The sequence below is a fragment of the Streptomyces sp. NPDC058457 genome (genome assembly GCF_042720695.1).
Classification (GTDB): domain Bacteria; phylum Actinomycetota; class Actinomycetes; order Streptomycetales; family Streptomycetaceae; genus Streptomyces.
Window position 1 is genome coordinate 17,073 of sequence record NZ_JBHXLU010000060.1, and the last position, 14,744, is coordinate 31,816.

General features: G+C 68.5%; 9 protein-coding genes. 4 read left to right on the top strand and 5 right to left on the bottom strand.

The window, feature by feature from the left end; translation table 11 throughout:
* Positions 1 to 512 precede the first annotated feature (512 nt).
* The 3 genes from ACFWPS_RS35635 to ACFWPS_RS35645 form a co-directional block, all read right to left on the bottom strand.
* Positions 513 to 1,034 carry a hypothetical protein gene (locus ACFWPS_RS35635; protein WP_383712993.1) on the bottom strand — a complete coding sequence of 174 codons (522 nt, stop codon included), beginning with the start codon at positions 1,032 to 1,034 and terminating at the stop codon, positions 513 to 515.
* Positions 1,022 to 5,719: an RHS repeat-associated core domain-containing protein gene (locus ACFWPS_RS35640; RefSeq protein ID WP_383712996.1), complete on the bottom strand. Its 4,698-nt coding sequence runs from the start codon at positions 5,717 to 5,719 to the stop codon at positions 1,022 to 1,024. Before ACFWPS_RS35640 ends, ACFWPS_RS35635 begins: the two co-directional genes overlap by 13 nt.
* Positions 5,720 to 6,027: 308 nt before the next feature.
* Complete coding sequence (locus ACFWPS_RS35645) at positions 6,028 to 6,675, bottom strand: hypothetical protein (protein WP_350780858.1); 648 nt, start codon at positions 6,673 to 6,675, stop codon at positions 6,028 to 6,030.
* A 79-nt stretch (positions 6,676 to 6,754) separates the two neighbouring features.
* Here ACFWPS_RS35645 and ACFWPS_RS35650 point away from each other — a divergent pair, with 79 nt between their 5' ends.
* From ACFWPS_RS35650 to ACFWPS_RS35665, 4 genes are all read left to right on the top strand, one after another.
* Positions 6,755 to 7,105 carry a hypothetical protein gene (locus ACFWPS_RS35650; protein ID WP_217549173.1) on the top strand — a complete coding sequence of 117 codons (351 nt, stop codon included), beginning with the start codon at positions 6,755 to 6,757 and terminating at the stop codon, positions 7,103 to 7,105.
* Positions 7,106 to 7,134: 29 nt separating this feature from the next.
* Positions 7,135 to 7,677, top strand: coding sequence for an isochorismatase family protein (locus ACFWPS_RS35655; RefSeq protein ID WP_383712999.1), 543 nt, complete (start codon positions 7,135 to 7,137; stop codon positions 7,675 to 7,677).
* Between the two features lie 298 nt (positions 7,678 to 7,975).
* On the top strand, positions 7,976 to 8,818 hold the full coding sequence (locus ACFWPS_RS35660; protein ID WP_383713002.1) for an FkbM family methyltransferase: 843 nt from the start codon (positions 7,976 to 7,978) through the stop codon (positions 8,816 to 8,818).
* A gap of 139 nt (positions 8,819 to 8,957) precedes the next feature.
* Positions 8,958 to 10,343, top strand: coding sequence for a S41 family peptidase (locus ACFWPS_RS35665; protein WP_383713005.1), 1,386 nt, complete (start codon positions 8,958 to 8,960; stop codon positions 10,341 to 10,343).
* A 7-nt stretch (positions 10,344 to 10,350) separates the two neighbouring features.
* Here ACFWPS_RS35665 and ACFWPS_RS35670 read toward each other — a convergent pair whose 3' ends face one another.
* A complete protein-coding gene (locus tag ACFWPS_RS35670) occupies positions 10,351 to 13,356 on the bottom strand; it encodes a glycosyl hydrolase 115 family protein (RefSeq protein ID WP_383713008.1) in 3,006 nt (1,001 codons plus the stop codon).
* Between the two features lie 192 nt (positions 13,357 to 13,548).
* Entirely contained in the window at positions 13,549 to 14,742 is a 1,194-nt protein-coding gene (gene tuf, locus ACFWPS_RS35675) for an elongation factor Tu (protein WP_383713011.1), read from the bottom strand.
* Between the last annotated feature and the right edge of the window lie 2 nt (positions 14,743 to 14,744).

Sequence of the window (14,744 nt, forward strand, 5' to 3'; positions counted from 1 at the left end):
CTGGCCGGTGCCGCACCGCACTTCCCGAAAGATTCCCGTACGTCCGCCCCAGTGCTGCCCGCAGGCAGTTAGGGCGACGAGTACTGTGGGACTCGCTTCCGGTCCTCCCGGCGGGAGGCGCGCAGCATCAACACTCGACCGAGCAACTCCGACAGTCTGCCACAGAGGGCAGGGGGCTGGCCAATCGGGGGCCGGAGAGGATACCCCCAGGGTGACGTAGGTCAAACACCCGTGCCCCCTCCCCCGGACCGGCCGCTCAGCGCAGGCTCGCGTCCACCAGGAGCAGAAGCTCGTCGAGCCCCGGCTTCTGTCCGGGATCTCGGCCGGCAGGACCTCGGGCCGGGCCAGGGCACACCCCGGATTGTCGCTGCCTCCGCCTCATCCCTCGCCTCCCGCCCGGAGAATTCGCACCGGTACACGGGAAGGACGACGGTGGCCAGAGGTGTGCGGTCGGGGTCCTGGACCCGGTGGTGGCCGTGCATCCCGGCAGACGTCGGCGGCGCCTGGGCGCGTCACGACCAGTCGTCGTCCTCGTCGTCCTCGTCGTCTGCGTCCGGGGCGTCCTCGCGCAGTACGACGACGAGCTGGACAGGCGCATCCGTGTCACTGTGCTTGACCCCGGCCAGGACAACCTTGCCCGCGATGAGCCACGCCCGGTGATCGATGAAGTCCTCGCCCCCGGTCAGGTCCCGGTCCGATTCCCGGAGCCGCGTTCCGAGGACTCCGGATGTCAGCTGCGAGACGACCGTCGGGAGTTCAGCCGCTGCCGCCTCGTACAGCCCCTCGATGTAGGTGTCCGGGTCCGGCCGCTCGTCCTCGACGTCGCGGTACCAGAGAGTGAACTGCACCTCCACAGGCGCGTTCCCCTGGACCCATGCGCTGGCACCGTCGCGCCGCCAGGTGGTGGCCCACGCCTTCGCAGGATTCCTGCGCTCCCCTGCCCACCCGGCGGCGGTGAGGACGCCCTCCACGGCCTGGCCGCTGAGTTCGTCAAGATCGGACAGCCGACCCAGTTCAGCACTTACGTCAACCATTTACTCATTCCACTCATACCATTGCCCGGCACATGGAAGACCGCGAGTGTACCATTCGCGATTGCCTCCGGGAAATGATTGCCAAGAACCTCCCGGAAATGGGCCGCACCGGCCGGATTCGAAATGGCATAGCGAACACCCTTGCCACCGATCCCCGAATTCAACTCCAGAAGCTTGGCGGCCTGGCTGGTTATCTTGTCCTCGTTGTAGAAGTCGCTTTCCGGGTTGTAGTTGGACTTGGCCCATGCCGCGTCGTTCTTGCCGGTGAACTTCGCCTCCATGATCCAGCCGTTTGCCGGCCCGCCGTCCACATGGACGGCCCGCCCGTCCGCGAGCTTCCAGATCTGCTCGTAATCGGTGCCGGAGACCACACGTTGGTACCGGAACGAGGGACGCGTCAGGAGCTTGTCCGTGAGCCATGTGAGCCCCTTGAAGGTGGGGCAGGACTGCAGACCCAGCGGATCGGACCAGTCGAGCGGGTTGACGACGTAGGCGTAGTGGTCGGTTCCGGCGGCCAGGCCCAGCGGGTCCGGGGACAGATAGCGTGCCGACCGCGGGTCGTAATAGCGGAAGTAGTTGTAGTGCAGCCCGCTCTCTGCGTCGAAGTACTGGCCCGGGAACCGCAGCAGGCATTCTTCGTCCGGGCCGCTTGACTCCTCCTGCTCGCCCCACAGAAGAGATCGCCGCTTCCAGGTCAGCTCTCCTTCTGGCGACACCATCTCGCTGGGGCTTCCGGCCAGATCACCGACGATCAACCGAAAGCGGCGGTCTATTTCCTCCTGCGGCATTTCGGCGAGCCGTTCCTGCCGGCCCTGGGCGACCGCCCGGTGGCTGTCGGGCGAATACTCCCAAGTGATACTCGTCCGACGCGCGGCCCCACCGTCGCGTCCGCCGTCGCGTCCGCCGTCGCGTATTTCCTCCGCCAGCCGGCTTCCGTCCCACACGAAGAAGACGGCCTCTGCCACCTGCCCGGCCTCGCCGACCCGTTCCTTGCTGATCCGACGCCCGAGCGGGTCGTAGGAATACCGCCAGGTCGTACCGTCGGGCGTTACCAACTGCGTCAGCCGGTCGTCGGCGTCCCATGCGTAGGACCAGTTCCTGCGACGACCGGAGATCGTGGTCGTGGTCCGTCTGATCACCCGCCCCTGCGCGTCGTACGCGTACCTGGCCCGGCCCGCCCCGACCAGGCGGTTTCCTTCGTACGTGAACCGCTGTGGAGGCTCGGCTCCGCGCCCCGCTCCCGAGCTGTGCGCGGAGAGGAGGCCTCCCGAGGAGTCGTACGCGTAGTTCTCGGTCCAGGTGTCGGCGCGGATCGCCGTCACCCGTCCCGCCGCGTTGAGCGTGTACGCGGTTTCACCGACGCCCGCTTCGACCATCTCGGCCAGGCCGGTGGGCGTGTGGACGTACGTGCGGTCGATCGTGGCCGCCGGCGCCCCGTCCTGACCGTGCCGGCCATGGGCGGTGACCATCCGCTGCCTCCGGAGTCGGTGTGCGGCGTCCCATGCCTGCTGCACCGCGAATGCTCCGTCGAGCCGCACCTCCGTCTGCCGGCCTGCCCGGTCATGTGCGAAGTGCAGAGTGTGGCCGAATGCGTGAAGCCTTTCGGGCCGGCCGTCGGCGTCGTAGGAGAACGTGCTGCGTGCTCCCGACGGCGTGACGCGAGCAAGTCGACGGCCCATCAGGTCGTAGGTGAACGTGCTGGTGAGCCCGTTGACCGTCTCCGCCGTGACGCGTCCGTACGCGTCGTGTTCAAAGGTGAGCCTTGCAGAGGCCGACAGGGCTTCTCTGAGCAGTCCGGCATCGTCGTAGTGGAATGACGTGGCCGAGTCCCCCACCTGCTTGCGTACGACGTTGCCGTTGACGTCCCGCAGATACGAGACCACTTCGCCGGCCCCGTTGACCTGCCTGACGAGGCGTCCCACCTCGTCGTGCTCGTAGCTGACGCGTCTACCGTTGAAATCCTCTTCGGCGACCGGACGGCCGACCTCGTCATAGGTGTAGTGCCAGGTCAGTCCGCGTTCATTGGTGACGGACGTGAGCCGAAGTTCAGTGTCGTGCCCGAATCGAAGGGTGCCACCCCCGGGATGGCTTCTGGCCACGAGGAGATCGAAGTGCGAGTACTGGGAAGTGCTGGTCGCACCGGCCGCATCCGTATGGGAGAGGAGGTTCCCCTCCGGATCCCAGTTCCAGGACTCGACTCCCCCGTCGGCGGCCACCCGCTCCCGAGGCCTGCCCTCCACGGTCCAAGCGGTACGAGTCACACCACCCAGCGGGTCCACGACCGACTCGGCCCGTCCGAACGCGTCCCTGGCGTACTCCACGACAGCACCGGTCGGGCTGGTCATTCTCGTGGGAAGCCCTGCCGCGTCCGTCACGAAGGAGACGGTCGCGCCCATGGCGTCCGTGATGGTGGACACGGCACCCGTGGCATCGAATCCGAAGCGCGTGACCGCTCCCCCGGGTTCGGTCACCGAGAGCCGGTTGCCGCGCTCGTCGTAGGTGTAGGTGCGTACGGCGCCGTCCGCGCCGATCGTCACCACCGGCAGATGGAGCGAGTTGTACTCGGCAGCCGCACGCCGCCCGTCCGGCCCGATGACGGCGGTGACGTTGCCCGCCTCGTCGTAGGTGTACGACGTCTCTCGTCCGGCGGGGTCGGTCTGCCGGAGCAGAAGGCCGCCCGGGTCCCATGCGAGATGCTCGTCGCGTCCGGCGGCGTCGGTCACCCGTACCAGGTGCAGCAGTTCGTCGTGGTGGTACTGCGTCGCGCTGCCCAGGGAGTTCGTGTAGGTCGTCGTCCGCTGCACCGGATCGTAGGAGATGGCGCAGTCAAGGAAACCCCCGGCACCCCGCCCGGCGACGCAACGGTCCTCCTCGTCGTACGTGAACCGGTACCAGCTGCCGTTCCGGTCGGTCCACGAGGTGACACGGGCCTGGTCGTCGTAGGTGAGCCGGAAGGGGAGACCGGAAGAGTTGCAGATCTCCGCGAGGTCGCCGTCCGGCGAGTATCCGTAGCGCAGCAGCGGCTGGACGTCCTCGCCCTCGCCGATGCGCAGGTGCAGACCCGTCACCAGCCCGTCTGCGGTCTCGACGGCCACGTGGTATCCGCCCGTGTGACGGACGGCGACCGGCATACCGTCAGGCGTGCGGTCGAAGTCGACACGGTTGCCGTTACGGTCGGTGATCGCCGAAAGCATCATCGTGTACGGCATGTCGGGCATCGGTTCGTCGACCGCGGTGAAGTGCCGTGTGATGCCGAGGGCCGGATCGAAAATGTGCAGGGCGCCGCTGCCCGGGCCGTCCCATGCAAGAGGCCATCTCGGTCCGGCCTGGGGCAGCGTCGACTCCCCCGGCCGGGGCACCGGATAGGGCAGCACCATTCCGTCCTCGGCGGCGAACAGCAGGCCCTCGTCGTCCAGTTCGACGCGCTCGTCGAATGTGGACGCCCATGACCTCCCGAAACAGCGGCCTTCCCGATACGTCGAGATGTGGGTGCGCTTCAAGGCCAGGGACAGCACGCCCGGCAGCTCCACATCCGTGTCGTACATGAGCATTTCGCCGCTGACCATGTCGATGGGGTCACCGCCCGGGCATCGCCCGGCCAGCGCCCTCGCGCGCTGGGCGATGTTCTCCGCACCGCTTCTGAGCGAGGCGACGCCTGCCTTGCGCAGGCCACGCAGGGCGAGGCTCATGGCCTTCATGCCGCCCCGGAGGTCCTTCAACTCCTTCAGCCCCTTGGCGAGCTTGCCGAGGCTGGTGATGCCCTTGCCGCCGGGTATGCAGTCCAGCGCCGCGAACGCCACGTCCCACAGCGAGGCTTGGCCCTTGGAGTATTTGTAGAGCGTGTCGGCGAGCACGACGAGCGCGGCCACCAGCACGATCGCACCGAGGATCGGCCCCCCGATGATCAACGCGATGATCCCGACGACCGCCACGACCACCTTGCAAACGGTGACGATGGTGTCCCAGTTGTCCTCGAACCAGTGACCGACGTCCTGCCACCAGTGCCGGTTCGGAATCCCGGCATCCGACGCCTCGTCGATCTTCCGCTTCGCCTCACCCGCCGCGTCGTCCCGCATCTTGCGGGCGTCCTCGGCCATCTTCTTCGCGGCGTCGAGGGCGTTCTGCGCGGTGGTGACGTCCGACTGGGCCTGGGTGTGCGCGGACTTGGCGCTCTGCACGTCCCGGGTGGCGGCCCGGACCTTCCCCTCGTCCGGCTTGTCACCGTCCGATTTGCTGCCGGTGGGGTCGTCCTTGTACTTGTCGGCTTCCTTCGACGCCCGCGTCACCCAGGAATCGGCCGAGGAGAGCCGGGACTTGGCAGAGGAGAGGTCCGACTGGGCCTCCTTCGCCTTGGCGAGGGCCTTGTCGGCCAGGGCCTGGGCGCGCTCCAGCTTCGGCCAGTAGTCCGCCAGCGCGTCGCCGCACATCTCGTACGACTTCTTCAGCTTCTTCAGGTTCTTCGGAACATCCTTGAACTGCTCCTTGAACACCTCCGCCGACTTGCCCGCCCACTGCAGGAGCGTGTCCTCACCGGCCATACCCTTCACCAGGCGCAGCGCGTCGGAGACGTCGTCGGCGAAGTCGTGCAGCTGCGTGGCCAGGGTGCGGACGCGCTGCGGGTCGCCCGGGGTCGGGTCCCTGTCCAGGTCGAGTGGATGCCAGTCCGCCGGCCGATACCCCGCCATGTCCCGCAACCCCCGTCGCGTACGCCCCGTCAACAAACCTGTGCACACGCGAACTTACAAGGAACGGTCGTTCGAGGTGAAGCCCGACGGTCGGACTCATGAGAGACGCGCGTGATAGCGCTCGTTGGTTCTGGCCACGGCCTCCGCGCGGGAGATACCGAACCTCGAGATCATCTCGTTCGCGATGTCCCGGAGATACTCGACCACCGAGGCGGGACTCGCCGCGCTCCAGAGCGGCGTCCCACTCCGCGGGGTCGTCAAGCCCCAGCAGGCCCTCGCCGGTCTCCCAGTCCAAGGAACCGGTCCGCTCAGTCCGCGAAGCGGAACGTCGACGTGATCGCGTCGAAGATGTCGAAGAAGGAGTCGGCGAGGTCGAGGACCTGGCTGCTGCCCGCGACCAGGGCGACCTTGCCCTCCTGGCCGGGCACCGGGATGAACGTCTGCATCAGGACCGCGCGGATCGTGCGGTTGAGGCTGTCCTCGGGGATCGGGATGTCCTCGATGCCGTAGGTGCGCGCGGCGGGGCCGACACCGGGGATGTCGACCGTCGTCACCTTGCGCCAGGAGTCGCCCTCCCGGTGCGCCTCCTTCGGCGCGAGCTGGGCGGCGATGGCTGCCGGGTCGTTGGAGAGCGGCGCGCCCTCGCGGGTACGGCCGCCGACCAGCGACACCGTGACCGAACCCGTGATCGGGGTGTCGCCGCCGAAGCTCTCCGCCATGCAGCCGCAGTACATCGCTCCCGACTTCCACGCGTCGGCCGCGGACTTGCGCAGGAAGCCGACGTACGTGTCCCGGTACTGCGCCAGCTCCGGGTACTGGGCGATGCGCTCGTTCACCATCCGCCGGATCGAGTCGTCCCGCGACTCCGGCCGTACGTCGAACTCCCACCACGACTCCGGCACCTTGATCCGGAATCCGCCGCGCTCGATGGTGAGCGTTTCCATGTAGCGGGCCATGGTGTACGTCGTCCCCCGTCTGATGGTGTGATGTACGGTGCGGCCCAGACTACGAGATGCGCGAACGGGGGACGGTCACGTGGGCAACGGGAAGAGCGACCTCGCGATACCGCTGAGCGAGCTGGAGGACTACGGCCGTCAGCTGCGCTCCATCAAGGAGCGTCTGAACCACACCAAGAAGATGTTCGAGTCCTACAAGGACGACGTCGGCAGCGGCACGGTCTACGACGCCCTCGACGACTTCGAGTCCAACTGGCACGACGGCCGCGAGGACATCACCAAGCAGATCGATTCGCTCGCCGACATGTCCGACACCGTGGTCCGCGAGTTCAAGAAGCTGGACGACGACCTCGCGAAGAAGGCGAAGGACGCGGTGCGGCCGGAAGGTCAGCCACAGCAGCAGGGTGGTGGCGGAAACAAGGCGGAGTAGTCCGCGTTCGCCCGGGACAGACTCACGGCATGCCGGACACCGCACTGCTCATCATCGACATGCAGCGCGCCATGCTGAAGGACGCCCACGACGGCGAGGCCTGTCTGGGCAGGGTCGCCGACCTGGCGGACCGGGCCCGCGCGGCCGACGTGCCGGTCGTCTACCTGAGGCAGCAGTTCGCCCAGTTGTCGGCCGAGTGGCTCGAAGTCCATCCGACGCTGACACCCCGGCCGGGAGACGTGGTCCTCGACAAGGAGAGCGCGGACTCCTTCCTCGACACGACGCTCGGCAAGGTCCTGGAGGAGCGCGCGGTACGCCGGCTCGTCGTCACCGGCTTCGCCTCCGACTACTGCGTCGACTCCACCAGCCGCAGCGCCCTCTCCCACGGCTACGACCTCGTCCTCGTCGCCGACGGCCACACCACGATGGAACGCCCGGCCGGCACCGAACCGACGGCCGCACAGATCGTCGCCCACCACAACGGGATCTTCTCGGTCATCCAGTACGCGGGACGGTCGGTCACGGTGGCTCCGGCGGCGCAGATCCGTTTCGACGCCTCAGTGGCGAACTGAGCGGGCGGCGTCGTCCGGTCCACGCTCACGTTCCATGCCTGTGGCAGTTCGCCGCCGCAGAAGACGCAGACGAAAACGGTCCCTCGCGCCTGGCTGACCCGTGCTGCCACGGCCACCACCACGGCCGAGCTCTTCGCCGACGTGGACGAGTGAGCAGTCCAAGTAAAAGGGCAGGTTAATTCCGGGTTATTCGGAATGAAAAACCTCAGAAAATGCAGCCCGCAAAATCCTGTGGACTGCCCTTTCTGATTATTTTCAAACCCTGTGAATTCCCTGGCCCTGGCTTTACCATCGCCCAATGCGTATTTCCGAGGTCGAAGCAGCCAACGCCCGCATGCTGGCCCACGCGCCATCGGTCCGGCCCGTTGCCACCGGGGACATCATCCGGGTGCACCGCAAGAAGTTTCCCTACCGGGGCTTCGTCGAGATCGACTCTCCGTACTGTCCGCCGTTCGTGATGTTCTGCATGAACGACGATGCGGTGGCCATGGACACCCTGTGGAACGGGACGTTCGGCTACGAGCCCGGCACGCTCGCCACCTGGTCCCGGCTGGCCGCGCGGAGCACGACGATCGCCGATGTCGGCGCGCACGTCGGCTACTTCTCGATGATCGCCGCGCATGCCAACCCGAAGGCGAGGGTCCACTCCTTCGAGCCGGTCGACCAGATCCACGCCCGGCTTTCGGTGAACGTCCGTTCCAACGGCCTCCAGAACGTCAAGCTGCATCAGGCGGGCGTGTCCAGCGAGCCCGGCTGGGCCGACATCAGTGTCCGTTTCTCCGGGAACCTGCTGTCCACCGGCTCCACCCTGGAGGCCGCCGCCCCCGACGCCCAGCTCAAGCGCATCCGGCTGCTCACGCTCGACGGGGTGTTCGCCGAGACCAGGCTGGACCTCGTCAAGATCGACGTGGAGGGGCACGAGATGTCGGTGCTGCGCGGAGCCCGCCAGGTGCTGGAGCGGGACCGGCCGACGCTGGTTCTTGAGGCCCTGGTGGACGCGGCCCTCGACGACCTCATCGCCGAGTTCGAACCTCTCGGCTACGACGTCCACTGGATCGCCGAGCACGACGGTTCGCTGGTGCACTGGAAGGAACCCCGGCCGCCGCACACCCGGAACCTGCTCTTCGCGCCGCAGGCCTGAGCATTGCAGGCCTGAGCACCGCAGGCCTGAGGCTGTCCCCACCCCCGACCCACCCGTCTGCCGGATGGCCGGAGTTCCTCGGCGTCCGGCACCGTGATGGGCGGAAGCATCAGTCGCATGTGGGTGGAAGGACGCCATCGTGCGAAACGTCGTCGGGTCCGCAGCATCTCTCCTCGCCCTCGTCCTCGCCGTACCGGCCGCGGGGGCGGCACCAGGCACCACCACCACCGCCACAACCACAACCACCGGCCTGTGGCGTATGGACGGGTACGGGACCGTCCTCGCCATCGACGGGCGAGGAATGCAGGAGTACCAGACCACCGCCGTCAGCTGCCTGCAGGGGTACTTCGCGGAGGCGGCCCCGAAACCGGGGACGTACGGCGTCGAGGGCGTCGTCATCACCGTGCGGCCCGCCCCCGACGGGGAACACGCCCGGTTCGGCGCCGACATCGCGGTGGGGCACCGGCAGCTGCACCGGATCGGCGCCCTGCCCGCCGCCTGCACCCGCCCGCCCGCGACCGACCCGCGCACCGCCTTCGACGTCTTCTGGCAGTCGTTCGAGGAGAACTACCCCTTCTTCGCCGCCAAGGGCATCGACTGGCACGCCGTACGCGACCGCTACCGGCCGCTCGTCCACAAGGACACCACCCGGGCCCAGCTCTTCGACATCTTCAGCCGCATGATCACCCCGCTGCACGACGCGCACGTCCTCGTCCTGGACGGCGACCGCCACTACGGGGTGGCGAGGCCGGGCACCGTCATCCCCACCGGGGAACTCAACGACAAGGTCAAGAAGTTCGTCGTCACGCGCGACCTCGCACAGGCCACCGACCGGCAGGACTTCGCGGGCGGCCTCATCACGTACGCCGACCTGAAGCAGGATCTGGGCTACCTCCGGATCGCGAGCTTCGACGGATACGACCGGGACGACCCGTCGTACACCGCCCAGCTCGCCGAGCTCGACCGGGCGCTCGACACCGTCCTCACCCCCGCCCGCACCCGCTCCCTCAAGGGCCTGGTCATCGACCTCCGCATCAACGGCGGCGGCTCCGACGCCCTCGGCATCCGCATCGCCGAACGCCTCACGGACACGCCGTACGTCGCCTACTCCAAGCGCGCCCGCAATGATCCCGGTGACGCGGCCGAGCACACCCGCCCCGAGCCGATCCCGGTGAATCCCTCCGCCAAGCCCCGCTACACCGGCCCGGTCGCCCTTCTCACCGGCGGCTCCACCGTCAGCGCCGGCGAGACCTTCACCCAGGCCCTGATCGACCGCCCGGGTCGCACGGTCCGCATCGGGCAGGCCACCCAGGGCGTCTTCTCGGACGTCATGACCCGCGACCTCCCCAACGGCATGGCGGTCTGGCTCCCGAACGAGGAGTACCTGACCCGCACCGGCCACACCTTCGACGGCACCGGGATCCCGCCTCAGATCACCGAACCGGTCTTCACGGACGAGGAGTTCACCAAGAACCGGGACTCGGCGTTCGACCGGGCGGTGGCGCTGCTGCGGTCCGCCCGGTGATCCTCTCCTAGATCCGCCGGCTCTCCAGCGGCCCCAGATACGTCGGCGTCAGCCCGCCCGTGTCGAGCACCAGCCGCTGCACCACCACCGTGGGGTCCACCGACCAGAACTTCAGGCGGTGGACCCCGGATCCAGGCGTGTGGCGGGTCGCCGTCCGGTTGACGTTGTCGGAGGTGTTGCGTGCCCACACCGCGTTCAGCAGGCCGTCGTCCGCGCCCGCGGTGATGTCCACCAGCTGGGGCTCGTCGTCGTCGAAGGAGAGCGCGTAGCGGAGACCGGTGCCCGTCGGCAGCGCCGGATTCCGCGGTGACAGGTACGCCCACACCGTCACCTCCCCCGCCGACAGCAGGCTCACCTCGTACTCCAGCCGGGGCCAGGAGTCCTCGGAGCCGCCCCAGCCTCCCGTCACCGGCCACGCCGTCATCCCCGCCCCGGTGCGGCCGATCCCCGCCAGCCGGCGCCACTCGCCGACCGACCGGTGGTAGTGCTCCGCGTCGATCGCCACACAGCCGCCCGCCTCGACGAATCCCCTCAACCCCCGTGCCGCCGGTCTCTCCGCGACGCACGCCACCGTCACCGACTCCCCCGCCCCGCTCACCGTCAGCGTCCCCTCCGCGCGGCCCTCCGGTGCCCGGGACCAGTCCACCCGCACCTCCACCCTGACCTGCCGCGCCACCCGGCCACGGGGACGGTCCACCGTCAGCCAGGGTGCCGATGTCTCCACCCGGTAGTCGAAGGGCGTACGCCCCCGGTTGAAGACCTCGACGTGCTGCTGCGGCCGGGTCTGGTACGGGCTGAACGGCGGCAGGGTCATGGCCCCCTCCTCGTCGGCGTCCACCGACACCCCCAGCCCCGCCGCCCGCGGCACCTCGATCCGCCGTACCGCCGGGAAGAGCACGTCCTGGAGCGCCACGTTGTCCTTCTCCGGCTGCTGCCAGGGGGCGTTGGGGCCGTACCGGTCGACATCCCCGTAGTCGATGTGCGGCTGGGTCTGGAAGCCCTGCCACTTGCCGTCCGCCACCCCGGAGTTGAAGCGGTCGGCCAGGGCGAAGTCCCGGAGCAGGCCCTGCTCCGCCTCCGCCGCGCGGTCGTTCGTCGCCGCCCTGCCCTGGCGGGCGTAGCGAAGGTTCGTGAACTCGGCCTCCCGCAGCGCGTACAGGTTCGCGGTCGCCGCCACCTCGTACCCGACCAGTTCGAACCACGCGTCCTGCGCGGCCTCCGGCAGCCGGCGGGCGATCCGCGCCGCCCGTCTTCCCAGTTCCCGCCACTCCTCCGTCACCCGCTCCAGCTCACCGTGGCCGAAGTAGAAGGGCGTCTGCCGGTCGTCGTACACCACCTGCCCGGCGTCCCCGAGCGTGATCCGGCGGTTCAGCAGCTCCGGTTTGCGGCGCGCCTGCAACTGGCCGTAGCGCGCGAGCAGTTCGGCGATCTCCGGCGCCGCCGCCGCGCCGAAGTTCTGCCTGGCGTACCTCCGTTCCCACTCCCCCAGCCGGTTGAAGCTCCAACGCTCGGGACTCCAGGCGTAGTTCAGGAAGAACTCGGTCGGCAGTTCGTTCCCCTTCAGGTCGCCCACGTTGGCCACCCACAGGCCGTGGTTGCCGTAGGCGTGCGCCTGGTGGAGCTGGTCCCAGACGTTGCGGAGGTTCGCGGTGTCGACCCACTTGTAGTTGCGGCCGGCTCCCACGTAGTCGAAGTGGTAGTAGAGGCCGTATCCGCCGGCGCGCGGTTCCTGCGGGGAGGGGTGCTTGCGGATGTTGCCCCAGTTGTCGTCGGTCAGGACCACGGTCACGTCGTCCGGTGCGCGCAGGCCGCGGTCCCAGTAGCGCTGGACCTCCTTGTACAGGGTCCACACCTGCGGGGTCTCGGCGGCCGGCTTCCCCGTCACCTCCTCGATGATCTGCCGTTGCGCCGCGATGATCTCCCGCATCAGCTCGATGCCGTCGCCGTCGGGGAGGCCGGTGTCGCCGTTGCCGCGCATGCCGAGGGTGACCACACCCTCGAAGCCCTGGTCCACCATGCGCTGGAGGCCGGCCCGCCAGTAGGCCCGGATCGCCTCGGCGTTGCGCAGATACGACCACTCGCCGGTGCCTCCGTAGGGGTCGGTGCCGCCGGTCGCGTGGCGGTTCCACTCCTCGATGCCCCGCATCATGGGCGCCTCATGAGAGGTGCCCATGACAACGCCGTAATCGGCGGCCCGCCTGTGGTTCTCCGGGTCGTCCTCCGCGAACGCCCGCCCCCAGACGGCGGGCCAGAGGTAGTTGCCCTTCAGCCGCAGCAGGACCTCGAAGACCTTCGCGTAGAAGTCCGCGTTGAGGCCGCCGGGATAGCCGGGGGCCCGGCCCGGGCCGAAGTGGGCCGGGGCCCAGGTGCCGAGCGCCGGGTTCTCGTCGTTGACGAAGAAACCGCGGTACTTCACCGCCGGGGTGCCCTGGGTATGGCGGCCCGGCAGCACCCAGACCTCTTCGCGGTGGACCGGGGGTACGTCGTCCCACCAGTACCAGGGCGAGACGCCGATGCCGTAGGAGACGTCGTACGCCCCGAAGATCGTGCCGCGCGGGTCGCTGCCCGCGACGACGAACGCCTGGTCGACGCCGGGCATGGGGTGGTCGACCACCGTCTGGAGCGAGGTCTCCCAGCGGCCCCGGATCCCCGTCACGTCCAGCTTTCCGGACGCCACCAGGCCGTCGATCAGCGGGCTGCGGCCGATCGTGCCGACCAGCACCGCACGGCGGGCGATCGTCGCGGCCGGCCGGACCCCGGTCACCCGCTCGATGTCGTCGCGGAGGTCGCCCGCCACCCGTACGACGCCGGGGTGGTCGTCGGCGCTCACCACGACCGGGACGCCGACGAGCGAGAACGCCCCGCCGGTGAAGGAGACGTACGCGCCCGGGTCCGTCACCCGCAACCCCCCGCCGCCCGCGTCCGCGTCCGCGTCCGCCCAGGCGATCCCCGACGACAGCGCCGGTACCGCGGCGACTCCTGCGCCCAGCACAGCCCTCCGGCTGACAGACATGGCTCACCCCTCCACCCGACTCCACCCGAATTTGGTCAGCGGCATGACAAATGGTGGGTGAGCGGCTCGCGGGGAGCCAGAGGTCGTACGCGCCGAATAGTTTCGAGGCCGAGGGAAGCCGAAGGGGCCCGTACGACCGGAGTCGTACGAGCCCCTTCAGAGTCCTGCCGGGTCAGCCCTTGCGGGCCGAGATCACTTCGTGATCTTGATGACCTGGCCGGCGCCGACCGTGCGGCCACCCTCACGGATGGCGAACTTCAGGCCCTCTTCCATGGCGATGGGCTGGATGAGCTCCACCTTCATCTCGGTGTTGTCACCCGGCATGACCATCTCGGTGCCCTCGGGGAGGGTCACGACGCCGGTCACGTCCGTCGTACGGAAGTAGAACTGCGGACGGTAGTTGTTGAAGAACGGCGTGTGGCGGCCACCCTCGTCCTTGGAGAGGATGTAGGCCTGCGCCTCGAACTCGGTGTGCGGGGTGACCGAGCCCGGCTTGATGATGACCTGGCCGCGCTCGACGTCCTCGCGCTTGATGCCGCGGAGCAGCAGACCGACGTTCTCACCGGCCTGGCCCTCGTCGAGCAGCTTGCGGAACATCTCGATGCCGGTGACCGTGGTGGTGGTCTTCTCGGTCTTGATGCCGATGATGTCGACGGTCTCGTTGACCTTGAGGACACCGCGCTCGATACGACCGGTGACGACGGTGCCACGACCGGTGATCGTGAAGACGTCCTCGATCGGCATCAGGAACGGCTTGTCGACGTCACGCTCGGGCTGCGGGATGGCCTCGTCGACGGCGGACATCAGGTCCAGGACGGACTGGGTCCACTCGGGGTCACCCTCGAGCGCCTTCAGCGCGGAGACCTTGACGACCGGCAGGTCGTCGCCCGGGAACTCGTACTCGGAGAGCAGCTCACGGACCTCGAGCTCGACGAGCTCCATGATCTCCTCGTCGTCCACCATGTCGGCCTTGTTCAGGGCGACAACGATGTACGGAACGCCGACCTGGCGGGCCAGGAGCACGTGCTCCTTGGTCTGCGGCATCGGGCCGTCGGTGGCGGCGACGACGAGGATCGCACCGTCCATCTGCGCGGCACCGGTGATCATGTTCTTGATGTAGTCCGCGTGACCGGGGCAGTCGACGTGGGCGTAGTGACGGGTCTCCGTCTGGTACTCGACGTGCGCGATGGAGATGGTGATACCGCGCTGACGCTCCTCGGGCGCCTTGTCGATGTTGTCGAACGCGGTCGCCTCGTTCAGGTCCGGGTACGCGTCGTGCAGCACCTTGGTAATGGCGGCCGTGAGGGTCGTCTTACCGTGGTCGATGTGACCGATGGTGCCGATGTTGACGTGCGGCTTAGTCCGCTCGAACTTCGCCTTCGCCACTG

Bases quoted from the DNA above. Each gene is read 5' to 3' on its own strand.
- ACFWPS_RS35660 (WP_383713002.1), top strand. From the start codon at position 7,976: ATGCGTATTTCCGAGGTCGAAGCAGCCAACGCCCGCATGCTGGCCCAC.
- ACFWPS_RS35655 (WP_383712999.1), top strand. From the start codon at position 7,135: ATGCCGGACACCGCACTGCTCATCATCGACATGCAGCGCGCCATGCTG.
- ACFWPS_RS35670 (WP_383713008.1), bottom strand. From the start codon at position 13,356: ATGTCTGTCAGCCGGAGGGCTGTGCTGGGCGCAGGAGTCGCCGCGGTA.
- ACFWPS_RS35635 (WP_383712993.1), bottom strand. From the start codon at position 1,034: ATGGTTGACGTAAGTGCTGAACTGGGTCGGCTGTCCGATCTTGACGAA.
- ACFWPS_RS35645 (WP_350780858.1), bottom strand. From the start codon at position 6,675: ATGGCCCGCTACATGGAAACGCTCACCATCGAGCGCGGCGGATTCCGG.
- ACFWPS_RS35640 (WP_383712996.1), bottom strand. From the start codon at position 5,719: ATGGCGGGGTATCGGCCGGCGGACTGGCATCCACTCGACCTGGACAGG.